The sequence below is a fragment of the Serratia sp. CY52157 genome, from assembly GCF_052168495.1.
Lineage (GTDB): Bacteria > Pseudomonadota > Gammaproteobacteria > Enterobacterales > Enterobacteriaceae > Serratia > Serratia ureilytica.
Genome location: NZ_JBJNMO010000001.1, coordinates 1,901,980 through 1,923,969 on the forward strand (window position 1 = coordinate 1,901,980; position 21,990 = coordinate 1,923,969).

24 protein-coding genes and 1 tRNA gene are annotated in these 21,990 nt (G+C 57.9%); 7 read left to right on the forward strand and 18 right to left on the reverse strand.

The genetic code is table 11. The annotated features are described in order from the left end of the window. The first annotated feature begins 319 nt into the window (after positions 1 to 319). Positions 320 to 1,642 (forward strand): long-chain fatty acid transporter FadL, encoded by a 1,323-nt coding sequence (fadL, locus tag ACJ8IP_RS09025; protein ID WP_033651974.1) that lies wholly within the window; start codon positions 320 to 322, stop codon positions 1,640 to 1,642. A 117-nt stretch (positions 1,643 to 1,759) separates the two neighbouring features. Here fadL and mlaA read toward each other — a convergent pair whose 3' ends face one another. The 10 genes from mlaA to ccmA form a co-directional block, all read right to left on the reverse strand. After that, positions 1,760 to 2,518, reverse strand: a complete 759-nt coding sequence (mlaA, locus tag ACJ8IP_RS09030; RefSeq protein WP_033643913.1) for a phospholipid-binding lipoprotein MlaA — start codon at positions 2,516 to 2,518, stop codon at positions 1,760 to 1,762. 28 nt (positions 2,519 to 2,546) lie between these two features. Beyond that, on the reverse strand, positions 2,547 to 3,761 hold the full coding sequence (gene ccmI, locus ACJ8IP_RS09035; RefSeq protein ID WP_042785125.1) for a c-type cytochrome biogenesis protein CcmI: 1,215 nt from the start codon (positions 3,759 to 3,761) through the stop codon (positions 2,547 to 2,549). Continuing rightward, positions 3,761 to 4,228, reverse strand: coding sequence for a cytochrome c-type biogenesis protein (locus ACJ8IP_RS09040; RefSeq protein ID WP_033643915.1), 468 nt, complete (start codon positions 4,226 to 4,228; stop codon positions 3,761 to 3,763). Before ACJ8IP_RS09040 ends, ccmI begins: the two co-directional genes overlap by 1 nt. Beyond that, positions 4,225 to 4,776, reverse strand: coding sequence for a DsbE family thiol:disulfide interchange protein (locus ACJ8IP_RS09045; RefSeq protein ID WP_033643916.1), 552 nt, complete (start codon positions 4,774 to 4,776; stop codon positions 4,225 to 4,227). The genes ACJ8IP_RS09040 and ACJ8IP_RS09045 overlap by 4 nt, the downstream gene beginning before the upstream one ends. Continuing rightward, positions 4,773 to 6,743, reverse strand: coding sequence for a heme lyase CcmF/NrfE family subunit (locus ACJ8IP_RS09050; RefSeq protein ID WP_033632468.1), 1,971 nt, complete (start codon positions 6,741 to 6,743; stop codon positions 4,773 to 4,775). The genes ACJ8IP_RS09045 and ACJ8IP_RS09050 overlap by 4 nt, the downstream gene beginning before the upstream one ends. Beyond that, positions 6,740 to 7,234, reverse strand: a complete 495-nt coding sequence (gene ccmE / locus ACJ8IP_RS09055; protein ID WP_042785126.1) for a cytochrome c maturation protein CcmE — start codon at positions 7,232 to 7,234, stop codon at positions 6,740 to 6,742. Before ccmE ends, ACJ8IP_RS09050 begins: the two co-directional genes overlap by 4 nt. After that, entirely contained in the window at positions 7,231 to 7,467 is a 237-nt protein-coding gene (gene ccmD / locus ACJ8IP_RS09060) for a heme exporter protein CcmD (protein WP_033651976.1), read from the reverse strand. Before ccmD ends, ccmE begins: the two co-directional genes overlap by 4 nt. After that, complete coding sequence (locus tag ACJ8IP_RS09065; RefSeq protein WP_004936270.1) at positions 7,464 to 8,201, reverse strand: heme ABC transporter permease; 738 nt, start codon at positions 8,199 to 8,201, stop codon at positions 7,464 to 7,466. Before ACJ8IP_RS09065 ends, ccmD begins: the two co-directional genes overlap by 4 nt. Before the next feature lie 120 nt (positions 8,202 to 8,321). Then, entirely contained in the window at positions 8,322 to 8,981 is a 660-nt protein-coding gene (gene ccmB, locus ACJ8IP_RS09070) for a heme exporter protein CcmB (protein WP_025303731.1), read from the reverse strand. Beyond that, entirely contained in the window at positions 8,981 to 9,613 is a 633-nt protein-coding gene (gene ccmA, locus ACJ8IP_RS09075; protein ID WP_015378626.1) for a cytochrome c biogenesis heme-transporting ATPase CcmA, read from the reverse strand. The genes ccmB and ccmA overlap by 1 nt, the downstream gene beginning before the upstream one ends. Positions 9,614 to 9,842: 229 nt before the next feature. Between ccmA and ACJ8IP_RS09080 the strand changes: the two genes are divergently transcribed. Beyond that, positions 9,843 to 10,769 carry a formate/nitrite transporter family protein gene (locus tag ACJ8IP_RS09080; RefSeq protein ID WP_046687571.1) on the forward strand — a complete coding sequence of 309 codons (927 nt, stop codon included), beginning with the start codon at positions 9,843 to 9,845 and terminating at the stop codon, positions 10,767 to 10,769. 129 nt (positions 10,770 to 10,898) lie between these two features. Then, positions 10,899 to 10,973 (forward strand) — tRNA-Arg (locus ACJ8IP_RS09085). A 71-nt stretch (positions 10,974 to 11,044) separates the two neighbouring features. Here ACJ8IP_RS09085 and ACJ8IP_RS09090 read toward each other — a convergent pair. From ACJ8IP_RS09090 to ACJ8IP_RS09105, 4 genes are all read right to left on the reverse strand, one after another. Then, positions 11,045 to 11,287 carry a hypothetical protein gene (locus ACJ8IP_RS09090; protein ID WP_442524372.1) on the reverse strand — a complete coding sequence of 81 codons (243 nt, stop codon included), beginning with the start codon at positions 11,285 to 11,287 and terminating at the stop codon, positions 11,045 to 11,047. A gap of 19 nt (positions 11,288 to 11,306) precedes the next feature. After that, positions 11,307 to 12,107, reverse strand: a complete 801-nt coding sequence (locus tag ACJ8IP_RS09095; protein ID WP_047574208.1) for a helix-turn-helix domain-containing protein — start codon at positions 12,105 to 12,107, stop codon at positions 11,307 to 11,309. Between the two features lie 699 nt (positions 12,108 to 12,806). Beyond that, a complete protein-coding gene (locus ACJ8IP_RS09100) occupies positions 12,807 to 13,028 on the reverse strand; it encodes a hypothetical protein (protein ID WP_033643922.1) in 222 nt (73 codons plus the stop codon). A 1-nt stretch (position 13,029) separates the two neighbouring features. Then, positions 13,030 to 14,001, reverse strand: coding sequence for a hypothetical protein (locus ACJ8IP_RS09105; protein ID WP_442524373.1), 972 nt, complete (start codon positions 13,999 to 14,001; stop codon positions 13,030 to 13,032). Between the two features lie 227 nt (positions 14,002 to 14,228). On the opposite strand from ACJ8IP_RS09105, the gene ACJ8IP_RS09110 reads away from it, so the two are divergent. The 3 genes from ACJ8IP_RS09110 (at position 14,229) to dsdC (ending at position 17,494) form a co-directional block, all read left to right on the forward strand. Then, a complete protein-coding gene (locus ACJ8IP_RS09110) occupies positions 14,229 to 15,725 on the forward strand; it encodes a PAS domain S-box protein (RefSeq protein WP_042785130.1) in 1,497 nt (498 codons plus the stop codon). Positions 15,726 to 15,859: 134 nt separating this feature from the next. After that, on the forward strand, positions 15,860 to 16,111 hold the full coding sequence (locus ACJ8IP_RS09115; RefSeq protein WP_273974283.1) for a CsbD family protein: 252 nt from the start codon (positions 15,860 to 15,862) through the stop codon (positions 16,109 to 16,111). A gap of 453 nt (positions 16,112 to 16,564) precedes the next feature. Further along, a complete protein-coding gene (gene dsdC / locus ACJ8IP_RS09120) occupies positions 16,565 to 17,494 on the forward strand; it encodes a DNA-binding transcriptional regulator DsdC (RefSeq protein ID WP_273974284.1) in 930 nt (309 codons plus the stop codon). Positions 17,495 to 17,505: 11 nt separating this feature from the next. Here dsdC and ACJ8IP_RS09125 read toward each other — a convergent pair whose 3' ends face one another. Genes ACJ8IP_RS09125 through ACJ8IP_RS09135 form a run of 3 tightly spaced genes read right to left on the reverse strand, consistent with a single transcriptional unit; the run spans position 17,506 to position 19,072 of the window. Further along, positions 17,506 to 17,808, reverse strand: a complete 303-nt coding sequence (locus ACJ8IP_RS09125; RefSeq protein ID WP_047025277.1) for a hypothetical protein — start codon at positions 17,806 to 17,808, stop codon at positions 17,506 to 17,508. Positions 17,809 to 17,811: 3 nt separating this feature from the next. Beyond that, complete coding sequence (locus ACJ8IP_RS09130; protein WP_072627247.1) at positions 17,812 to 18,735, reverse strand: DMT family transporter; 924 nt, start codon at positions 18,733 to 18,735, stop codon at positions 17,812 to 17,814. A 46-nt stretch (positions 18,736 to 18,781) separates the two neighbouring features. Continuing rightward, positions 18,782 to 19,072, reverse strand: coding sequence for a hypothetical protein (locus tag ACJ8IP_RS09135; RefSeq protein WP_033643929.1), 291 nt, complete (start codon positions 19,070 to 19,072; stop codon positions 18,782 to 18,784). A 403-nt stretch (positions 19,073 to 19,475) separates the two neighbouring features. Here ACJ8IP_RS09135 and ACJ8IP_RS09140 point away from each other — a divergent pair, with 403 nt between their 5' ends. Then, positions 19,476 to 20,621, forward strand: coding sequence for a porin (locus tag ACJ8IP_RS09140; RefSeq protein WP_376697688.1), 1,146 nt, complete (start codon positions 19,476 to 19,478; stop codon positions 20,619 to 20,621). 56 nt (positions 20,622 to 20,677) lie between these two features. Here ACJ8IP_RS09140 and mltB read toward each other — a convergent pair whose 3' ends face one another. Next, entirely contained in the window at positions 20,678 to 21,766 is a 1,089-nt protein-coding gene (mltB, locus tag ACJ8IP_RS09145; protein ID WP_033632457.1) for a lytic murein transglycosylase B, read from the reverse strand. Positions 21,767 to 21,990 lie beyond the last annotated feature (224 nt).

Consider the following 21,990-nt stretch of genomic DNA (forward strand, 5'->3'; position numbering starts at 1 on the left):
TACGCTCCCAAGCCGGCAATCACTAGCACTTACTTTTACTGGGTGTTTTAAGTGATGGAAATCACAAATAAAAATGAGCGCCTGCTAAGAAATGGTAAGAATTTTGTTATTTACCACTGTCTTTTTGTTAAGCAGATCTCTTTTTTGATATCAGAGTGGAAATATTTCAAAAACAAACTTGCAACATTTTCACAGGTCAGACCTATACTTCAGCCACTGGTCTGATTTGTCTGAACGATAACGGACCCTACAATCCCGCGCTCCTTGTTACTTCGTGTAACAATAGTTTAAATAATAAACACATAATGAGGTTTTGGTCATGAGCCAGAAAAACCTATTGACTAAATCAGCTCTCGCAGCTGCAGTGGCAATTATTTCTTCAAACGTGTCTGCCGCAGGATTCCAGCTGAATGAGTTCTCATCAGCTGGTTTAGGACGTTCGTATTCTGGCGAAGGCGCCATGGCGGATACGGCGGCCTCCGCAAGCCGCAACCCGGCGTTGCTGATGATGTATACCCGCCCGGAACTCTCTTTCGGCGCAGTCTTCATCGATCCGGACGTCGATATCAGTGGCCAATCCCCTTCCGGCGCCAGTCTGGATGCGAAAAACATCGCGCCGACCGCCTGGGTGCCGAACCTGCATTATGTTCACCCGATTAACGATCAATTCGCCGTAGGCGGCTCGGTCACCAGCAACTTCGGTTTGGCGACCGAATACAACAACGGTTATGCGGCGGGCTCCATGGGCGGCAAAACCGATCTGGAAACCCTGAACCTGAACCTGAGCGGCGCTTATCGCCTGAACAAAAACTTCAGCTTCGGTCTGGGTTTTGACGCCGTCTACGCCAAGGCTAAACTCGAGCGTTACGCCGGCGATCTGCCAAAATTGATCGCCGGTTCAGGCAAATTGCCGCCACAGTTGGCCGGCCCGGTTTCGCAGATCCCGGCAGATACCCAAATTTCTCACCTGAAAGGCGACGAATGGGGCTTCGGCTGGAACGCCGGTATTCTCTACGAAGTGGATGAAAACAACCGTTACGGCTTCACCTATCGCTCTGAAGTCAAAATCGACTTCGACGGCGATTACAAGAGCAGCCTGCCTTCAGCCTTCAACCCGCTGCTGGCCTCTCAAGGCCTGCCATGGGGCACCAACGGCACCACCATCCCGGGTTCTCTGAGCCTGCACCTGCCTGAAATGTGGGAGCTGTCCGGTTACAACAAAGTGGCGCCGCAGTGGGCCGTTCACTACAGCCTGGCCTACACCAGCTGGAGCCAGTTCCAAGAGCTGAAAGCCACCGGCAACAACGGCCAGACGCTGTTCCAGAAGCATGAAGGCTTCAAAGACGCTTACCGCATCGCGCTGGGCACCACCTACTTCTACGACGATAACTGGACCTTCCGTACCGGTATCGCCTTCGATGACAGCCCGGTGCCTGCCCAAAACCGTTCGATCTCCATTCCCGATCAGGACCGTTTCTGGCTGAGTGCCGGTACTACCTATGCGTTCAACAAAGACGCCTCGGTCGACGTCGGCGTGTCCTACATGCACGGCCAGAAAGTCACCATCAATGAAGGTCCTTACACCTTCACCTCCGAAGGCAAGGCCTGGCTGTACGGCGCCAACTTCAACTACCGCTTCTAATCTCGCTTGAGATGGATGCCAAAGCGCCCCGCGGGGCGCTTTTTCTTTGCCTGTCGCTCGCCGCGGGCGTAAAAAAACCCGCCAGACGGCGGGTTTTCATGGGCATAAGGCCGGCGGTTACTGCGAGTCGATCTCGTCCAGATCGCCCTGAATCGCCTTGGCGTTCGGGTTCTCTTCCGGCTTGAGCGAACCGCCGTTGGCGATGAAGTCGTGGCGCTGGAAGTAAGCTTCGCGCACCATGACATAAGGATCGGAGGAGTTGCGCAGCAGGCCGTCGGAATCCAGCAGTTGAGCGCGAGTTTCGATACCCTCGACCACCCATTTGCCCGCCGACATCCAGAAAGTCAGGTAGCTCAGCATCGGATACAGCGTATCCGCAAAGTCGCCGCCGTCTTCACGCAGGGTAAAGCTGCCGTAGCCCGGCAGCATCACGTACGGACCGTAGCCCACATCGTAATGCCCCAACGTGCTGCCGAAACGGTTCGGCTCTTCGCGCGCCAGTTTCGGGTTGGCCATGCCGGCCACGTCGATCAGGCCGCCCATTCCGAGCAGGGTGTTCAGGAAGAAACGGTTAAAGTGGATCATCCCGCGGTAAGGATCGCCCTTCAGGAAGGCGTTGACCATGCTGGCCGGCTCTTCCAGGTTGGAGGTGAAGTTGCTGATGCCGTTACGCGCCGGCATCGGCACGTAGTCACGCCAGGCCACCGCGACCGGACGCAGGATATAAGGATCCAGGACGTTGTAGTTGAAGTCGAACATCGTCCGGTTAAATCCTTCCAGAGGATCGGAACGCCCTTGCGGCTCATTGTCTGGCGCGCTGGCACAGCCCACCAGTAATGCCGCTGCGAATGCCACCCCAGTCAGGCGAAAGTTCATATTTTTCTCCATAAAAACACGTTCGGTCTTATTTTTCAGGGACCTGCTTGTTTATCTGAACGCTAACCTGCTCTTTGCCGCTGAATGTCTGCAGCGAGCTTTCGCCGAACCAGTCCCCCGGCTGCGGCGTGGCCAATCCGTCCTGTGAGAGGCGCACACGCACCTGCACCTGATGCTGTGCCGAGAGTAGACGCTCGGGCATCATGGCGTTGCTGTCGTCCAGAGAGAAAGACAGCGGAAAACGGCTCAACGGCAATTGTTTTACCGCGACCGGCACCGGGCTGACGCCGTCGGTCACCGAGATAACCAGCGTCCCCTGCGGCGGCATGGCTTTCGCCGCCTGCGGTGACAGTGAAACAGTCACATTCAGTTTAACAGTTTCTCCGCCGGCCTGGGCTTTTGCTTGTGCAATACTGCGCTTTATCACTTCCGCGCGCGGATCGTTAGCCGGCAGCAGCTGCAGCATCACTTGCCAGGCGCCGATCGCCTGTTTGAAATCGCCCTGTTCGAAAGCGTTGAACGCCAACAGGCTGAGCACCCGCGGATCGCTGTGATTTTCCGCGATCATGCGCCGCAACAGCTGCGTCGCCTGCTTGTTATCCTCCGGATCGTTGGATCGCGTCAAGACCTCGGCATAGCCGAGCCGCACTTCCAGACTATTCGGATCCAATTGATAGGCATGAGCAAATGCCTGCGTGGCGGTGGTGGCGTTGTTCAACGCCATGCCGACGCGCCCCAGCATCATCCAGTCATTGATATTGCGATCGTCCTGCTGCAGCTCGGTGCGCAGCCCCAGCCCGAGGCGCGCGATCTCTTCCATGCTCAGCGGTTTGGCGCGCTCATTGGCGACGCGCTCACGCAATTCCGGCATTTGCGCCTGCACCAAACGCCAATCCAGCACCTGCGCCAACCCGCCGGTTTTCAGATAAAAGCCAACGGTCACCGCCAGCAATAACAACACGCCCGGCACTAACGCCCAACGGTTGATCGGTTTCACCTGCTCTGCCTGTTCGACGGGGATGTCGTTCAACAGGTTCTGTTGCAGCTCTTTAACCAGCTCCGGGCGCTCGGCCACCACGCCCTGCTGCTCGTCCTGCTCCAGTTCGCTGAGGCGATCCTGATAGAACGCCTTGTTCAGCGCATCGCGCGTAGCGGCGCTCTGCTTGCCGTGGCGCATCGCCGGCACCACCAGCAACGCGGCGGCGCCGGCCAGCAACACGCAAATAATCAGCCAAAAAGCCATTAGGGTTTCTTCCTGTCAGTCTCTTGCAACAACGCCGCCAGGCGCTGCCGTTCCCGTTCGGAGAATTCATCGTCCACCGCCGCGTCGGGCCGGCGACGGGTGCGCAGGATCACCACCGCCCCGCCTATCAGCACGAACAGCAGCGGGCCGATCCACAAGATCAGCGTCGCCGGCGTTACCGGCGGTTCGTAGGTGACGAAATTGCCATAACGCGCCACCATGTAATCGATGATCTGCTGCTTGCTTTGCCCCTGCATCATCAGCTCGTACACCTTGGTGCGCATGTCTGCGGCGATAATGGCGTTGGAATCGGCAATGCTGTTGTTCTGGCATTTCGGGCAGCGCAGCTGTTCGGTCAACTCGCGATACTGTTGCTCCTGCTCAACGGAGTTGAAGCGATAGGTATCGATCGCCGCAGCGGCGCTCCAGCTCAGCAATGCGGCGAACAGCAGGGCAATCAGCCTCATGCCTCACCCCCGTACTTTCTATACAGCGGCAGCACTTCCTGCTGCCAGACGCGCTCGTTCATGTCGCCGGCATGGCGATAGCGAATGATCCCCTGTCCGTCGATAAGGAAGGTCTCAGGCGCGCCGTACACCCCGAGATCCAATCCCAGCATGCCGTCGCCGTCGTACAGGCTGAGCGCATAGGGATTGCCGAGGGAATTAAGCCAGGTCACCGCCTTGGCGCGATCGTCTTTATAGTTCAGGCCGACCACCCGCACGCCGCGCGCCGCCAGCGTATTGAGATACTGGTGTTCCGCGCGGCAGGTCGGGCACCAGGTCGCCCAGACGTTGAGCAATATCGGCTTGCCGTCGCGCAGCACCGCCTGATCGTAGGTTTTGCCCGGCTGATCCAACGATTCCAGCCTGAAGGTCGGCACCGGTTTGCCGATCAGCGCCGACTCCAGCATGGTCGGATCTTCGCCGCCGGCGTTGCGCGTCAGTTGCACCATCAGGGCCGCCACCAGCAGCAGGAAGAGCACCAACGGGATAAACAGCAGCTTACGCTTCATGATTGCGCCTCCAGCTTGCCTTCACGCTTGAGCTTTTTGCTCATGCGATAACGCGGATCGAGAATGCACAGCAGGCCGCCAATCGCCATAAAGACGCCGCCGAACCAGATCCAGCGCACGAAGGGTTTGTAATACAGGCGCACCGCCCAGGATCCGTCTTCCAGCTCCTCGCCCAGCGCTGCGTACAGATCGCGGCTGAACCCGCCGTCGATCGCCGCCTCGGTCATCATGCTGCGCGCCACGCTGTAGTAGCGTTTCTCCGCGTGCAGCGTCGCCTCCGGCTTGCCGTTGCGCGTGACGTCGATGATGCCGACGCCGCCGCTGTAGTTCGGGCCGCGAATGTCGTGCACGTCGCGGAACACGAAGTGATAGTTGTGGATATCCACGCTGTCGCCGGCCTTCATCCGTACGTCGCGCTCCACGCTGTAGTTCTGGCTGAAGGCGATGCCGATCACCGTCACCGCCACGCCGAGGTGGCCGAGCACCATGCCCCAGTGGCTGCGGGACAGCTGCCGCAGGCCGCGCCAGAAACCGTGACGATGGGTGGCGCGCTCATGCAGCTCCATCAGCGTCAGGATGATCACCCACAGCGCCATAATCAGGCCCACCACCGTCATGCCGGCGATGCTGTCCTGCAACAGCCACGGCAGCAGAATCGACAGCACCAGCGTCACCAGCAGCGCCACGCCGAGGCGGCGCCACAGCTTGCCCGGCTCATCGCGGCGCCAGCGCACCAGCGGCCCGATGCCCAACAGCAGCGCCAGCGGCGCCATCAGCCAGGTGAACATGGTGTTGAAGAACGGCTCGCCGATCGAAATGCTGCCCAGCCCCAACTGTTTGTGCACCAACGGCAGCAGCGTGCCCAACAGCACCACCAGCATGGCGGCGATCAGCAGCACGTTGTTGCCCAGCAGGAAGGTCTCGCGCGAGAAGGTCTCGTGCTGCACCCGGCTGCGCACCTGGCCGCCCTTGACCGCGTACAGCAGCAGCGAACCGCCGATGACGATCACCAGATAGGCGAGAATAAACATGCCGCGCGCCGGATCGGAGGCGAAGGAGTGCACCGAGACCAGCACGCCGGAGCGCACCAGGAAGGTGCCCAGCAGGCACAGCGAGAAAGCGGTGATCGCCAGCAACACCGTCCAGGCTTTGAACGTGCCGCGTTTCTCGGTCACCGCCAGCGAATGCATCAGCGCGGTGCCGGCCAGCCACGGCATAAAGGAAGCGTTCTCCACCGGATCCCAGAACCACCAACCGCCCCAGCCCAGCTCATAGTAGGCCCAGGCCGATCCGAGCACGATGCCCAGCGTGAGGAACACCCAGGCGGCGGTGGTCCACGGGCGCGACCAGCGCGCCCAGGCGGTGTCGAGCCGGCCGGCCATCAGCGAGGCGATGGCGAACGCGAAGGCGACCGAGAAGCCGACATAGCCCATGTACAGCAGCGGCGGGTGGAAGATCAGGCCGATATCCTGCAGCAGCGGGTTGAGATCGCTGCCGTCGATCGGGAAGTTAGGCAACGTGCGGGTGAACGGGTTGGAGGTCATGATGATGAACAGCAGGAAGCCGGCGGTGATCATGCCCATCACCGACAACACCCGCGCCACCGCGTCCTGTGGCATCGCCCGGCTGCACAACGCCACCGCCAGCGACCAGCAGCTCAGCAGCAGCACCCACAGCAGCAACGAACCTTCGTGCGCCCCCCAGGTGGCGGCGATGCGGTAATACACCGGCAGTTGGGTATTGGAGTTGGTGGCCACGTAGGCGACGGTAAAGTCATTGACCACGAAGGCATGCACCAGGCACAGGAACGCCAGCGCAATCGCGGCGAACATGCCGTAGGTCAGCGGGCGGGCCACCGCCATCATGCGGCTGTCCTGCCGCGCCGCGCCCCACTGCGGGTAAATGCTCAGCAACAGCGCGATCGCCAGCGCCAGGCACAGCAGAAAACTGCCCAGTTCCGGCATCATGACTTGGCACCCTCCGCCTGCGGCGCGTTATACGCTTCCGCCGGCCCTTTGTGATTCTCTTTCATCGCGTCGGCCACTTCCGGCGGGGTGTATTTCTCGTCGTGCTTGGCCAGCACTTCGCGCGCGTTGACCACGTTGCCCTCGCCCAGCACGCCCTGCGCCACCACGCCCTGCCCTTCGCGGAACAGGTCCGGCAGAATGCCGGTGTAGGTCACGCCGATCGCGCCGCGCGCATCGTAAATCTTGAAGCTGACCTGCAGCGTATTGGGATCGCGTTTCACCGAGCCGGGCATCACCATGCCGCCGATGCGCAACCGCTGGCCAACCTTGGGCTTCTCATGGTTTTCGCCCTTGCCCTGCAGGATTTCACCCGGGGTGTAGAACAGATCGATGTTGGAGCGCAGCGCGTACAGCATCAGAGTTGCGGTCAGCGCGATGCCGATCAGCACAACGATCGCCAGATAAAGGCGGCTTTTACGACGTGGATTCACAATGATTTCTCCCGCGGTGCGGCGGATTTTTGTTTTGATTGTTGCGCATGGCGAATGCGCCGCTCGCGCGCCTGACGGCGGCCGATCTCGGCGAGCAATAGCCGTCGCTGCCAGACGGTGTGCGCCACCAGCCCCAACAGCGAAATCAGCGTGACGGCGACCGCCAGCCAGACATAAAAGGCATAACCGCCCATGGCGAAAAACGCCGGCCAGGAATCGAACGCGGCATTCATGACTGACGCTCCTTATTCACCAGCCCGGCAACCCACGGGCGCTGGCGCTCCTGGAACAGGATCAGATTGCGCAAGCGCATCAGCGTCAGCGTGACGAACAACAGCAGGTAGCCGAGGATCGCCCAGCGCAGCGGGGTGCGCATGCTTGGCGCGATGGATTGCTGCATGTTGGTCGAGCCCTGATGCAGCGTATTCCACCATTCGACGGAGAAATGGATGATCGGAATGTTCACCACGCCCACCAGCACCAGAATGCCGGCGGCCCGGCCCGCCAGGCGACGGTCTTCAAAAGCGTTATACAGCGCGATGACACCCATATAGAGGAACAGCAGCACCAGCTCGGAGGTCAGCCGCGCGTCCCATACCCACCAGGTGCCCCACATCGGCTTACCCCAGGCGGAACCGGTCACCAGCGCGATAAAGGTGAACACCGCGCCGATCGGCGCCATCGCCGCCACCACGGTATCGGACATTTTCATCTGCCACACCAGGCCGATAAACGCCGCCACCGCCATCGAGGCGTAGATGCCCATCGACCACATGGCCGCCGGCACATGAATATAAATGATGCGGAAGCTGTCGCCCTGCTGATAATCCTTCGGCGCGAAGCCAAAGCCCCATGCCCAGCCGAGCAGCAGGCAGGCCGCCGCCGCCAGCCCCAGCCAGGGGATAAAGCGGCCGCAGACGTGATACAGCCGTTCGGGCCGCGCCAGTTGATGTAACCATTTCCACATTGTCGTCAGTGCTCACGGTAATTTTTATGCGTCGGCCGCTCCGAGCGTTCGAAACGGCGAAAATCTTCTGCGGGGTACGCTCTTGTCGGCCTTGCCCCGTCTGTTCATTCAATACGTTAGCTAGTGCACGCTCACTCGCAGCGCCGCCGCGGTGGCAAACGGCGCCAATGTCACGCTGCCCGCCAGCATCGCGCCGAGTATCGCCAGATAACCGTCGATCGGCATGCCCATCGAGGCGGCGTCGATCGCGCCGGTGGCGAAGATCAGCACCGGGATATACAGCGGCAGCACCAGCAGGCTGAGCAGCACGCCCCCTTTGCGCAGGCCGACGGTCAGCCCCACGCCGATAGCGCCGATCAGACTCAGCGTCGGCGTGCCGAGCAGCAGCGTACCCGCCACCGCCAGCCAGGTTTGCATATCGAGCGACAGCAGCAGCGCCACCAGCGGCGACAGGATCAGCAGCGGCAATCCCGTCACAACCCAGTGAGCGCACACTTTGCCCAGCACCGTCATCGGCAGCGGCGTCGGCAGCAGCAACAGCTGCTCCAGCGAACCGTCGAGAAAGTCGTCGCGAAACAGCCGCTCCAGCGACAGCAGCGAAGCCAGCAGCGCCGCCACCCACACGATGCCCGGCGCAATGCGCGCCAGCAGCTGCGGTTCAGGGCCAATCCCCAGCGGGAACAGCGTGATCACAATCAGGAAAAACCACAGTGGGTTGACGATCTCCGACCCTTTACGGCAGGCGATCTTCAATTCGCGACGCACCAGAGTCAAAAACATCACAAACTCCCCGCGTCGTGTTCCGCCAAACGAATTTTGCCCACCGTTTGGCTGACGCCGGCCAAATCCTGATGCGTGGTCAACAATACCATGCCGCCCCGCTGCGCATGTTGTTCAAAAAGGCTAATCAACTCGGCCACGCCCTGTTTATCGATTGCCGTCAACGGTTCATCGAGGATCCACAGCGGCGCCGCGCTGAGCCACAATCGCGCCAGCGCCACCCGCCGCTGCTGCCCGGCCGAAAGCTGCGCCACCGGCAGATCTTCGTACCCCACCAACCCCACCTGCTCCAGCGCGCGCCAGATGGCCTGATGCTCGGCCGCGCCGCGCACCGCCTGATAAAACTGCAGATTTTCAAAGGGTGTCAATACGGCTTTGATGCCCGGTTGATGGCCGATAAACAGCAAATCTTGCTGATACGCCGCGCGATCGCGCAGCGTGTTGCGCCCGCGCCAACACACCTCACCGCCGTCCGGCCGCGCCAGACCGGCGAGGATGCGCAGCAAACTGGTCTTGCCCGCGCCGTTCGGCCCTTCTACCTGAATGATATCGCCCGGCTGAACTGAAAAGCTTAGCTCGCTAAACAGGATGCGCTCATCGCGCACGCAACTCAGACTTTTGGCTTCCAGCATCAGGGAACTCATATTTTTCTTTGGGATAGCGAATCATAGCATAAGCCTTTCCCCGCACGCAGCCTGCGGCGGGCGCGCCGAGGGGCCAATATGGCGAGCAGGATCAAGAATGCGTGGAAAAAATCGGCGGATTTTAACTCTTGTTACCTTTTTCTGTATTTCGCCGCATTTAGACCGGGCAACTACGCTTAATGACGTGAACTCACCCTTATTGAGCAGGAGCGACAGCATGAACGAACAGCCACGCCAGGAGCACGAGCCGGATGAGACAATGCAGGTAGAGAGCGAAGAGCAGGAACAGGGCAAACGCGAAATCGAAGTCAGGGAAGAAAATTTGCCTTCGCGCGCGGCGGCGGTGCATGAGCAGATCCGGATGGAAGGCGAAAAAGAACTGGAGCGCGACGGGCTGGCGCTGCTGTGGTCGGCGATCGCCGCCGGGCTGTCGATGGGCGCCTCGCTGGCGGCGAAAGGCATTTTCCACGCCCGCTTGCCGGACGATCCCAGCCGCTTTTTCATTGAGAACCTCGGCTACACCTTCGGTTTTATCATTGTCATTATGGCGCGCCAGCAGCTGTTTACCGAAAACACCGTCACGGCGGTGTTGCCGATCATGCATAAGCCCACGCCGCGCAACCTGCTTATCCTGCTGCGCCTGTGGGGCGTGGTGCTGCTCGGCAATCTGATCGGCACCGCGCTGGCGGCGCTGGCGTTTACCCATATGCCGCTGTTCGACGCCGAAACGCGCCGCGCCTTCATCAGCCTGGGCGAAGAGGTGATGCGCCATACGCCGGGAGAAATGTTCGCCAACGGCATCCTGGCCGGCTGGATCATCGCCACCATGGTATGGATGTTCCCGGCCGCCGGCGCGGCGAAAATCTGGGTGATCGTGTTGATGACCTACCTGGTGGCGATTTGCGATTTGACGCATATCGTGGTCGGCTCGGTGGAGATCCTGTATCTGGTGTTCAACGGCGCGATGGAATGGCAAGCATTCGTTTATCCGTTCGCCCTGCCGACGCTGGCGGGCAACATCATCGGCGGCACCTTTATCTTTGCGCTGATAAGCCACGCGCAAATCCGCAACGATTTGAGCGCCAAAAATAAGGCGGCGCGCCTGCAAGAGGAAAAACGGCGCCACGGCGGGGAAAAACCGTGATCGCCGTCGGTTAGCCGAGGAAATTTCGGCGCGAACTGGCGAGGTATTGAGCAAACGCGCCGCTAAGCGCTTATTCTGCGGGTAAAAAAAGGTATAATGCCCCGGCAGCTTCGGTTGCCGGTCCGCAGCGTCCCCGTAGTTAAACGGATATAACAAGCCCCTCCTAAGGGCTAGTTACTGGTTCGATTCCAGTCGGGGACGCCATTTTTCCTTATCGAGACAATGCGCATCGACCGCCCGCGGCCCCTGCTTCAATCCCTTGTTCAGCCCTAATTTCATCCCTGCAGGTGCAGGCACGCCATCCAGGTCATTCCTGCCAACGCGATTGGCTGATGTTCCCGATTATTGGCCATCGCATTTCCTGAAAACATGAACAGAATGAATGCCAGCGTGAATTGAATGGCCCGTTTTCCTAAACCGGCGACGATGATTCGGCCAAAGGCAGACAGCCTTAAATACAGTAGCAGGAGTGCGCGGTGCCGTTTATTCATCGAATCGGGGCGATTTTCTCTATTCATGACGTCTCCTTTTCCATCACTACGTCACAGGAATAAGTATATCGACATTGATAACCTTACTGTTTGAACTTTCATCTCTATATAGCTCGATAAAGAAGCTCTCCCTCATTTTGACGTTGATAGCCGGCAAGTAAGCATCATATATCCCCTCAAAAAAATTAACGTACTCAGGCAACTCGCCCATAAAGGGAATAACAATATATTTGCCCATTGGGATATAGAAGTTGAAGATGGAGTGAAAAACCGCCTGCTCCTTGCCGTTGGCATGGCATTTATTCCCCCTGCTTTTCTCTACATTATATGCCCCCCAATTTTTGCTTAGCCGTTTCTCATTAGTCTGCGCAATATCATTGGCATCTCTGTATTTCCTTATAGAATGAAAAATTAATGTTTTGTAATGCTTCAGCATCTCGATGTCATCCGGCATGACCGTATGATAGAAATAGGGTTTATTATCGTTGCCGTACGGGGGGATCTGCGTGGAAAAATCCCATCCCCGGCTGTTTCTAAAGCTGTTGGGCGTTTCGCCAAAGAAACGTTTGAATGCCCGGGTGTAGCATTGCTGAGAGGCAAACCCCGATGCTAAGGCGACATCCAATATGTTCCCTTGATGCTGTTTGAGCAAGACAGCCGATCGGCTCAGCTTTCTATTCCTGATATACGTCCCGAGCGTAATGCCAAAATAATGCTTAAACAACCGCTGTAAATGCCATTTAGAGTAACCCGAGATAATTGAAACCTTCTCAACCGAAAGCCCCTCCACAATATTCTTTTCCATATACTCCAATACTTGTAAAAGAATATCTCTTCTGTAATCCATGTGCGCTCCTTGCATTTATAAAAGTCGTATCCTTTTCATTAAAATCGTTAAGCGAAGAAATTAAGTCATTAAGATTAATCCTAAAAAATCACGCCCTCTTCTTTTTATTCTCACACCCTCAGAGAGGTCATTATATAAATAACTGAAAATGATCATGTTATATAAATCCACCCACAAGAAAATCGAAAAACAAAATTTAACGACACAAAGTGCATCTATTGAAGGAGCACTTGCGCCGCCAGTGAGAATCACACTTTCTGTTAAATTTTTTATCTTAAAGTGTTTTTTATCGCATCAATTGCATGGCCGAATAGGAATTTCATCATCAGAAATGAAATCGCATTTTATAGCCTTGATTGTTGATAACACTTATTGCAGCTAATGGGTAAAGCCTGAGCCGTGGCTAAGGAAGCTGAGAGGAATAAACGCAAAGCCTGAACATCAGGCTTAATAATCACATGTCGCAACAGTGAGTTTCTTTTTTATCTTTCCCTGCACAGAAAAAGCGGATGCATCAACAAATCATGTTAGAGGTCATATATTGCCTTCCCGTCCCGGGGGCATTGATGCTCCCGCACCGCGCCAGCCTCTCCGCCGTCAAGCGCCAAGCCGATACGCGCCATAGTTTGTTACCGTAACCGCCCGCTCCTCAAAAAAAAGCCCAGCACGCAAAGCTGGGCTTTTCATCCAATGAGCGGATTAGTCCGTCAGGTTGTCGATTTCTGCCGCTCTGTGCTTACGCAACAGATACAGCAGCAAGGACACCCGTCGCTCGGTCCGTTCCGGGGTATCCGGCGGCAAGTTATAGCGCAAGGTGTAACGCTCGTTGTTCTCGTTGCAAAAATCGATGACCAGTACGGGCGCGGACGCTCCCGCCACTTTTCGATAATTCAGCGAGATGCACGACAGGTTTTTGCCCATCTCAACTCACCGCGACGGTACGGCGGGTTGACTCGGCAATTCGCCCCACGCCGGCGCTCAACGCAGCGCCCAGCAACAGTATCAGCAGTGAGCCCCACGCGGCGCGAGAGAGTTGCTTGGCCGCTTCATCAGCCGCTTCACGCGCTTTCTGCTCGGCCTCGGCCTTGAGTTTTTCCACCTTCTGCACCGCCTGCTGATAAGCCTGGGCGTAGTTATCGACGATTTGGCTCGCTTCATCACGGCTCTTGCCGGTGCGTGCCGCAACAATATTCACCAGCGCGTCCTTATCGGCGGCGCTCAACGTCGGCTCACCGGACTGCTTAACGCGCTCGAACCACTGCTTAAGCTCGGTGGCAGCCTGCGCCGGATCGGCCACAGCATCCACGGCCGACTGTTTGCCGTCGGCGGCCGCCCGATTGGCTTTCTGCTCCAACCGAGCCGGATCCAGCTCCGGCTTACCGGTCTGCTTAAGCGTTGCGTTCAACTGGCTTTCCAGGTTTCCCCAGTCGAGGCTGATGCCCTTTTTATCCAACTGTTGCTTCAGGCTGTCGCCCACGCTTGGCGCCGCCGCCGCCAGGCCGCTGCCCGCCAGCGAGAGCCCTTTGCCAACCGCGTTGCCAGCCAGCCCCACCACGCCGCTTGCCAGCGACACCATCAACCAGGTGGTCAGCAAGGTGGTGATCGCCCAGCTCAACAGGCCATGCAAGCCGCCGCGATTCGGCGCGGTGCGGCCGGCGACGAACGCGCCTGCGGCCAACGACGCCAGCGTTGAAACCAGCAGCCAGATCCCGGTGCCGGTGCCAAATCCGCTCAGCGGGTTGCCCTTTTGCATCATATCCACGGCCTGGGCGCCGATCGCCGTCCCCAGCACGCTGAATATCAGATAAGTCACCAGCGCCACGGCACTCCCGGCCAATATCGAGCCCCATGACACCTGAAATGCAAAGCGATTTGATTCATAGACAGTGGTCATCGTTGTTCCTTATATTTTCTGGACAAGTGATTGCACGCACGGCAGAAAACCGCGCAGACAAATTCAGTCTGCCGCGCGACATCATTGGCCGTCCCGGTTCATTTGCACCAGAACGCCTGGTGCATTCACACCCTGCGAATACGCACGTTATGCACTAAGCTGCTCAGCGAGTAGCGTAACCCGCGGCCCCTAGAGAGGCCGCTCCCCTTCTGTCTAGCGGAGAACACATGAGCCAATCCGTCTTGGCCAGCGAAACCAACCGCGGCCACCTACAGCAAATCATCTCCGGCTTGTCCGACGGCGTGATCCTGACGGATACCGATCAAACCCTGCTATGGGCCAACGAGGCCGCGTTAGCCATGCATGGCGTGAGCCACCAGCAAGCCCTGGGGGCCAATGCCGGCGAGTACGCGGCGCGTTTTGCCCTGCGCTATCGCAACAACCATCCGCTGGCTTTGGAGCAGTACCCTTTGAACCGGGTTGCCGATGGCGAGACCTTCACCGATGTGGTGGTGGAAGTTCGCCAGGTCGACGATCCGGACAGTTTCTGGGTGCACCGCCTGCGGAGCCTGATCGTCACCGATCCGCAGGGGCAGCCGGAGCTGCTGGCGCTGATCATGAGCGACGCGACGGAGTGGGCCAGCGCCGAACAGCGCTTTGAAAAAACCTTTAACGCCAATCCGGCGCCGGCGGTCATCTGTCGGCTCAGCGATCTGCGCTACGTCAAGGTCAATCAAGGGTTCCTTGATATGACCGGTTACCAACGTGAACAGGTCTTGGGGCGTTCGGTTTATGAACTGGACGTCCTGCAACAGGCCGAGCATAAAGAGCTGGCCGTGCAGCGCCTGGGGGAAGGCGCCACCATTCCGCAGATGGAGGCCGAGCTGAAACTGCCCGACGGAGGCAGCAAGCTGGTGGTGGTTGCCGGTCAACCGTTGGACATCAATGAAGACGACTGCATGCTGTTCACGTTTACCGATCTCGAACCCCGGCGCCAGGCTGAATCGGCGCTGCGAGAAAGTGAAGAGCGGTTCGCCAAATCTTTCCGCCTGAGCCCGGTGCCAACGCTGGTGTGCACCGCAGACGGGCGGCGCGTGCTGGATGTTAACGAAGCCTTCACCCGCGCCATCGAATACGACGCCGAAGCCTTGATCGGCAAATCGGTCGACGAGATCCCGGTTTTTGACGATCCCGAGGCGGGCAGCCGTTTGTTTGCCGCCCTGGAAAAAACCGGCAATGTCGAAGGGATGGACATCCGGGTGCGCAAGAAAGGGAGCGAGTTAATCGACTGCGTGGCCTCGGCGGATGCCGTCAGCATCCATAATGCGCCCTGCTATCTGTTGGTGCTCATGGACATTACCGAACGCAAGCGCTCGGAGCTGGAGCTGGTGAACGCCATCGAGGAAGTGATGCAGGACGCCTCGTGGTTTAGCCAAACCCTGATCGAAAAACTGGCTAATGTGAAAAGCATCAATCGCTCCAACCAGGCCGGGTTTGCCGCCAGCGATCTCACCCCGCGCGAGCGCGATGTGCTGGGTTTGATCTGCGAGGGACTGCCGGACAAGAAAATCGCGGCGCGCCTCAATCTGGCGCTCAACACCATTCGCAATCATGTCGCGACGGTCTATTCCAAACTCGGCGTGCACAGCCGCAGCGAAGCCATCGTATGGGCCAGAGAACGCGGGCTGTTTACCGGCGGACCGGCCTCGATGAATGGCAAGTAGCCTGCAAATGCACTAGCCATACCGATGCAAACGCCCCTTATGAGCACCGAGTGAAGTGCATAACATGGCGGTGCAAATGCAGGCTTTCGCCCTGTGCGAACGCCAAACGGATCGAACCTAAGGAGCGCATCATAATGAACAGCGAAAAAGCCAATGGCATGATGGAAAAAGTGGCGGGCAAAGCGCAGGAAATCGCGGGCGACGTCAGCGGCAACGAACGTTGGCAGGCCGAAGGCGTCACGCGCCAGGCAGTGGGCGCGCTGCAAGAAAAATACGGCGACGCCCTGAGCTGCGCCGGCAGCATGGTGAAGAAAAATCCCCTCGCCGCGTTGGCACTCGTTGCCGGCGCAGGTCTGTTGGCCGGCCTGCTGCTGCGTCGCCGTTGATGGGCGCCGACCAGCAAACCGCTTTTCCCTGAATGCCGTGTCCGGTGGGCAGCCACCGGGCACGGTTCTTTGGCCAGGCGGGGGATTGCTGCCTCCCTCTCGTTGGCATCCGGGCTTAACGCGTGCTCTGCGTCGCCATGCGACGGATTATTATGGCGAAACCGTTATATCCCGCATGGAACATGAGCCTTTATCGTTCAGGCTGTCGCACACCGCCTTTACTCGCGGCTTAACGACACCTCTTTTATTATATTCGTCTTATTGCTGATTATCATCGCCCTCTCAGTCAACGCCCCCTGTGTCTGTTATTTCCGCGTGTTATGCCAGTAAGTTAATTTTCCCTCAACATAACGAAATTCCTCGGCATAAAAACCGAATATATCAATCAGGCTGGGTTTATCCTCCGCGCCATTAAATGTTAATATTGCCGGATTATGCGCACGGAGAAATAGCATGTTCCCCAGTAAAAAACATTCGCAGCGGGCGACCCCGCTGACCAGCTATCAATTTTCCAGGCTGCATACTTTCGAATGCGTCGCCCGTCATTTATCTTTTGCGCTGGCGGCACAAGAATTGTCGATCACCCCCAGCGCCGTGAGCCACCGCATTAATTTGCTCGAAAAGGAATTGGGGTTTCTGCTATTCCAACGCTTTCATCGCAGAATTACGCTGACGCCGGAGGGCGAGCGCATGCAATGGGCGCTGGACAGCTCCTTCAACACCTTGAATCAGGAAATCCTGGACATCAAAAATCGCGAGTTGACGGGGACCTTGACCCTCTACTCGCACCCGTCCCTGGTGCAATGTCTGCTGCTGCCGCGCATCGGCGACTTTATCGCCCAGCACCCCACCATTCACCTCAACATTCTGACCGGGCAGGAAATCATCAACCTGGCCAACCGCGGCGTGGATCTGGCGATGTACTTCGGCAAACTGCGCTCGGGGCGGCATCTGGAAGAGGCCTTTATGCAGGAATCGATGGTGCCGATCTGCACGCCGCAGTACGCCGCCGCACACAATCTGTATGGTGCGCCGGAAAACCTGGCTCGCTGTACGCTGCTGCACGATCGCTACAACTCCGGCGAAGATGAGTGGCAAACCTGGTCACAACACTTTGCGCTGGGGCTGGATACCGACAGTAAAAGTATGGAGTTCGACCGTTCCGATCTCGCGGTGCTGGCCGCTACGCGGCACCTTGGCGTCGCCATGGGGCGGCTTAATCTGGTGCAGGACTGGATCAAAAGCGGCGAGCTGATCATTCCGTTCGCCGATATGACCGTGCCCTGCGAACACTGCTATTTTACCTCGACCATCTCCGAGCGGCAGTGGCCGAAGATCCTCGCGTTTAAGCAGTGGATAATGAAAATATCCCCTCTGGTCTGATGGCCAGAGGGTTATCGCCATACTTTGGGAGAATAAGAAAAATGCAACGCGCAGGCATAGAGCCGGCCGGCCTTTGAATAAGAGATATATTTGCGATTTTTATCCCAGGTCAGCAGGGAATTATTGGCAAAGTAATAAACCTCCAGCGGCATCCCGTTAGCCAATTTCGACCAACCTCGGCTTCTTATCACGGTAAAGTCACCGTTATCGCTGAGCGTAATCAACGGCACGCCCCAGGCATAGCGGGATATTTGCATATGAATAATGAATTGGCTTGCGCAGCTTATTTGGTAATTCTGTACATCAACATCCATAATTTATATTTTTGGTGCCACCCTACGGTCAAAATAAATAAGATATGAACAACTCACCACGATTAACCCCAGCACGATCAGCACGGCACCCAATACAAACTCAATTTGCAGCGGCTCGCCGAGCATGACGACGCCGGCCAGGATGCCGAATACCGGCGTCATAAAGGTGAGAATGCCCAGCGAGGACGCCTGATAACGGCGCAACAGTGAAAACCAGATCAGGTAGCTTAAAAACGACACGATCACCGTTTGGAACAGCAGGCTGCTCCAGGCCACCCGGCTCAGAGCGACGTGCAAATTGCCCGACGCTATCGCCAGCAACGACAGCAGCACGCAGGCGCCCGTCAACTGGAACAGCAGCGTCTGTTTAGCCGGGCACTCCGCCAGACGCGTGGTACGGATCACCAGCGTAGAACCGCCCCAGGCGATCCCCGCCAGCAGGCCGTAGAGATCGCCCTTCAACCGAGCTGCGTCGCCGCTGCCCTCAGCCATGCCCGATATGGCCAACACTACGCCGCCAAAGGCGATGAGCATGCCAAGCCACTGCACCGGCGACAGGCGTTCCTGGCGAATCAGAAAATGCAGGCCGAGAGCGGAAAACAGCGGCGCGGTGTACAAAAACACCGCCATATGCGAAGCGCTGGTATAGCGCAGCCCTTCGGAGACAAAAAAGAACTCCAGCGCGAACAATGCCCCTACGCTCAAACCGGCGCTCAGCGTGGCGCGATCCCAGGTGAAGCACTCGCCGCGGCAGCGCGCCAGCAGGTAAACCCCCAGCGCGGCGAGACCGGAGCGAATGGCAATTTGCAGCACCGCCGACACATCCGGCTCGGCGGCCTTGATCGCCACCTGCTGCATCCCCCAAATGGCGCATAGCATCACCATGGCGGCGGCAGCCCTGCCGTCGATACCGATTCTTGCATTCATAATAGGGTTCCCGCCGCCGTTGAAATAATCACAGGCTGCCGCCGCGTTATTCTTTATACACCACGATTTCCTGATAAAGCTTAATAACTTCGCCATCGCTGTCGACGGAGTCGGTATATTCAGTTTGCTGCGCCAGGTGAATCACCTTCCAGCCTTTTCGCGCCAATTCAGGGATCGTCAGGCGCCCCACGCCGCGGCAGAAAAACAGAGTATCGTCAGACAACCTTAGTTTACTAACCTCTGCATAATCATAAGCTTGAGAATGACAGACGTGCGACTCCGCCGCCATCGCCGGTAATGAAAACAGCCCCACCAACAACATTAACAGGTTTCTCATGGCGACCTCCCAATCGCTTATTCCTGCCAACCGATTACGCAAAAATGCCTCACGTTAATACGGCGGTGACAGGCTGGAATTAATTATCTCTTGCATGGCTGAAATTACAGGCTGGGGTTGGTGACTGACAAATGAAAAATATAAACCTTGGCGTTAAATGAATTCATCCGAGTGGAGAGAGAGGCAGAGCGGCCACTTTCACCGCACGAAATGGTCAAAAACCGGCCAATAATTAGCAAGAAAAGTAATTATTTATTTCACCGTTTATGCTACAAATGCCGCCCGCCGCTAAAACACCAAAAAAAACCGTCAAAATGCGCAAAAACGCAGCTTTTTGCGCAAAACATCGGCATGGCGGCGCTGATGAGGGCGGTCATACCTAAAACAGGGATAACACATGGCAATGAAATTGCGCGTAATGACTCAAGCGGTGGCGCTGGGTCTGGCGATCGGCAGCGCGTCGTTCGCCGCTCAGGCGGAAATCACCCTGCTGAAGCAAGATCCACAGGCCGGCGATCCGCTCAGCCGCCTGAACTTCACCGTTGGCGGCAGTATTCGTCCGCAGTTCAACAACATGACGGGCGACGGTGACAAGGGCTCGTACAAGCGTAACGGCTTCGACGGCGGCACCCGCTTCCGTTTCGCGGCGGACTACTATCTGTTCGACGATATCAGCTGGATCAGCTACTACGAGCTGGGCGTGAACATTCCGGCGCTGTTTGACTGGGATCATCACTATGCCGACGGCGCGAGAAACACCAGCCGCCGCATGCTGTACACCGGCCTGAAAAGCAACACCTGGGGCCAGATGACCTTCGGTCAACAGAACAGCGTTTATTATGACGTGGTGGGCGCCAAGACTGATATTTGGGACTACGACATGCTGGCCCAGGCGCCGGGCAACGGCATTAACGGCGACTACGACGGCTCTTACCGTTCACGCAAAATGCTGAAGTACAAGAACCGCTTCGGCGATGCGGACGTTTACGCCTCGTACCTGTTCAGCGACAGCGACTATCTGCCGGGCAACGGCCTGCGCTACAAGCGCAAAGGCGGCGGCTCTCTGGGTGTGGATTACCATATTACGCCGGACCTGACCTGGGGCACCGCCTGGAACTACACCCGCGCCGAAATGCGCAACCCGTCCACCAGCGGCAGCAAAAGCTACGATCAGAACATCGTCGGCACCGCCATCAGCTGGAAACCGGACAACTGGACCCTGACCTTCGGCGGCGGTTACTACAACGACTTCCTGACCACCAAGAAAGCCGACGTCAATAATTACTTCGCCGGCGATGCGTGGGGTATCGAATACCTGGCCGGTTATACCGTGCCGGTAGGTCAGTACGCGGTGAAATCGGTGATGCCGTACTTCATGGGCGACCGCCTGGAATACATCACCGGCCGCAACTACCAGCGCATCGATAACGGCCTCGGGGTGACCGTACAGTTTGACTACGGTTTCCGCGTTGACGTAGAGCACGTGCTGACATCGAGCACCGACAACCTCGGCGATATGACCGTGGTGCGTCTGCGCTACGATTTCTGATTGCTCAGAATGCAAAAAAGGCCGCGCAAGCGGCCTTTTCGTTTATTGACGCAGCGTCAGAAGCCGCCGCGCGCCGAGCGCCCGACCGCTTCGCCCAGTTGCCATACCGCCATGGCGTAATGGGTGCTGTGGTTATAGCGGGTGATGACGTAGAAATTCGGCAGACCGTACCAATACTGGTAGCCGGTGCCGACATCCAGCCGCAGCAGGCTGGCCTCTTGGTTATCACCAAGCGACCCCTGCGGGCTCAGGCCGGCTTCGGCCAGCGCGGCGACCGAGTAGCGCGTCTTGAAGCCGTTTTCCAACCCCGGCGCCTGGCCGTTGGCCTGAATGGCGACCGGCTCGCCTTTGGACCAGCCGTGCGCTTTGAAGTAATTGGCCACGCTGCCGATGGCATCGACCGGATCCCACAGGTTGATATGCCCATCGCCGTTGAAATCGACCGCATAGCTTTTGAAGGAAGAAGGCATGAACTGCCCGTAGCCCATCGCACCGGCGAAGGAACCGCGCAACTCGAGCGGATCGTCGCCTTCGGTGCGCGACATCAGCAAGAAGGTTTCCAGCTCACCGGCGAAGTAATCGGCGCGGCGCGGGTAGTCGAAGGCCAGCGTCGCCAGCGCATCGATAATGCGGGTTTTACCCATTACGCGGCCCCAACGGGTTTCCACGCCGATAATCCCCACGATAATCTCCGGCGGCACGCCGTACACCTGCCAGGCGCGCTGCAGCGCATCCTGATATTGATTCCAGAACACTACGCCGTTTTGCACGTTATCCGGGGTGATGAACTTGTTGCGGTAGCGCAGCCAGGAGCCATTCGGCCCGGTTGGCCCCTGGGTAGACGGCGTCGGCGCCTGCCTGTCCATCAGCCGCAGCACCGAATCCAATCGCCGAGCCTGCGCCAGCACGTCGTGCAGCTGCTGCCGGTCAAAACCGTGTTCCTGCACCATCTTCTCGATAAAGCGCGCGGTATTCGGGTTATTGGCGAAATCCCCACCCAGCGGCGCGCCGCTGTGCGCCGGGCTCAGCAAAAAGCCGCCCTTTACCGGGGCGCTCTGCGGCGTAGCGGTGGTACTGGGTTTCGGCGTGCTGCTACAGGCAGCAAGCAAGGTAATCAGCGGTAAAAGCGCAACCAGGTGACGCATCGGATATCCATATAGCCATGCAAGAGATAAGTGGGAGTTATGTTAATGCATTGTTCAACGCGAACAAACAGGATTATGCCGCCAATGACCGCGTCAGGTAGCCAAACGTGCCAAATTGTGACGTTTTGCACGGGCAAAGAACGCCCGGTGCGGCCGCGCTGAATCTCAACCGCAACTAAATGAGAAAAGTTATCACCTTGACGCCCACGTTTGCCCCGATAAAA

Bases quoted from the DNA above. Each gene is read 5' to 3' on its own strand.
- fadL (WP_033651974.1), top strand. From the start codon at position 320: ATGAGCCAGAAAAACCTATTGACTAAATCAGCTCTCGCAGCTGCAGTG.
- mlaA (WP_033643913.1), bottom strand. From the start codon at position 2,518: ATGAACTTTCGCCTGACTGGGGTGGCATTCGCAGCGGCATTACTGGTG.
- ccmI (WP_042785125.1), bottom strand. From the start codon at position 3,761: ATGGCTTTTTGGCTGATTATTTGCGTGTTGCTGGCCGGCGCCGCCGCG.
- ACJ8IP_RS09040 (WP_033643915.1), bottom strand. From the start codon at position 4,228: ATGAGGCTGATTGCCCTGCTGTTCGCCGCATTGCTGAGCTGGAGCGCC.
- ACJ8IP_RS09045 (WP_033643916.1), bottom strand. From the start codon at position 4,776: ATGAAGCGTAAGCTGCTGTTTATCCCGTTGGTGCTCTTCCTGCTGCTG.
- ACJ8IP_RS09050 (WP_033632468.1), bottom strand. From the start codon at position 6,743: ATGATGCCGGAACTGGGCAGTTTTCTGCTGTGCCTGGCGCTGGCGATC.
- ccmD (WP_033651976.1), bottom strand. From the start codon at position 7,467: ATGAATGCCGCGTTCGATTCCTGGCCGGCGTTTTTCGCCATGGGCGGT.
- ACJ8IP_RS09065 (WP_004936270.1), bottom strand. From the start codon at position 8,201: ATGTGGAAATGGTTACATCAACTGGCGCGGCCCGAACGGCTGTATCAC.
- ccmB (WP_025303731.1), bottom strand. From the start codon at position 8,981: ATGTTTTTGACTCTGGTGCGTCGCGAATTGAAGATCGCCTGCCGTAAA.
- ccmA (WP_015378626.1), bottom strand. From the start codon at position 9,613: ATGCTGGAAGCCAAAAGTCTGAGTTGCGTGCGCGATGAGCGCATCCTG.
- ACJ8IP_RS09080 (WP_046687571.1), top strand. From the start codon at position 9,843: ATGAACGAACAGCCACGCCAGGAGCACGAGCCGGATGAGACAATGCAG.
- ACJ8IP_RS09090 (WP_442524372.1), bottom strand. From the start codon at position 11,287: ATGAATAGAGAAAATCGCCCCGATTCGATGAATAAACGGCACCGCGCA.
- ACJ8IP_RS09095 (WP_047574208.1), bottom strand. From the start codon at position 12,107: ATGGATTACAGAAGAGATATTCTTTTACAAGTATTGGAGTATATGGAA.
- ACJ8IP_RS09100 (WP_033643922.1), bottom strand. From the start codon at position 13,028: ATGGGCAAAAACCTGTCGTGCATCTCGCTGAATTATCGAAAAGTGGCG.
- ACJ8IP_RS09105 (WP_442524373.1), bottom strand. From the start codon at position 14,001: ATGACCACTGTCTATGAATCAAATCGCTTTGCATTTCAGGTGTCATGG.
- ACJ8IP_RS09110 (WP_042785130.1), top strand. From the start codon at position 14,229: ATGAGCCAATCCGTCTTGGCCAGCGAAACCAACCGCGGCCACCTACAG.
- ACJ8IP_RS09115 (WP_273974283.1), top strand. From the start codon at position 15,860: ATGAACAGCGAAAAAGCCAATGGCATGATGGAAAAAGTGGCGGGCAAA.
- dsdC (WP_273974284.1), top strand. From the start codon at position 16,565: ATGTTCCCCAGTAAAAAACATTCGCAGCGGGCGACCCCGCTGACCAGC.
- ACJ8IP_RS09125 (WP_047025277.1), bottom strand. From the start codon at position 17,808: ATGGATGTTGATGTACAGAATTACCAAATAAGCTGCGCAAGCCAATTC.
- ACJ8IP_RS09130 (WP_072627247.1), bottom strand. From the start codon at position 18,735: ATGAATGCAAGAATCGGTATCGACGGCAGGGCTGCCGCCGCCATGGTG.
- ACJ8IP_RS09135 (WP_033643929.1), bottom strand. From the start codon at position 19,072: ATGAGAAACCTGTTAATGTTGTTGGTGGGGCTGTTTTCATTACCGGCG.
- ACJ8IP_RS09140 (WP_376697688.1), top strand. From the start codon at position 19,476: ATGAAATTGCGCGTAATGACTCAAGCGGTGGCGCTGGGTCTGGCGATC.
- mltB (WP_033632457.1), bottom strand. From the start codon at position 21,766: ATGCGTCACCTGGTTGCGCTTTTACCGCTGATTACCTTGCTTGCTGCC.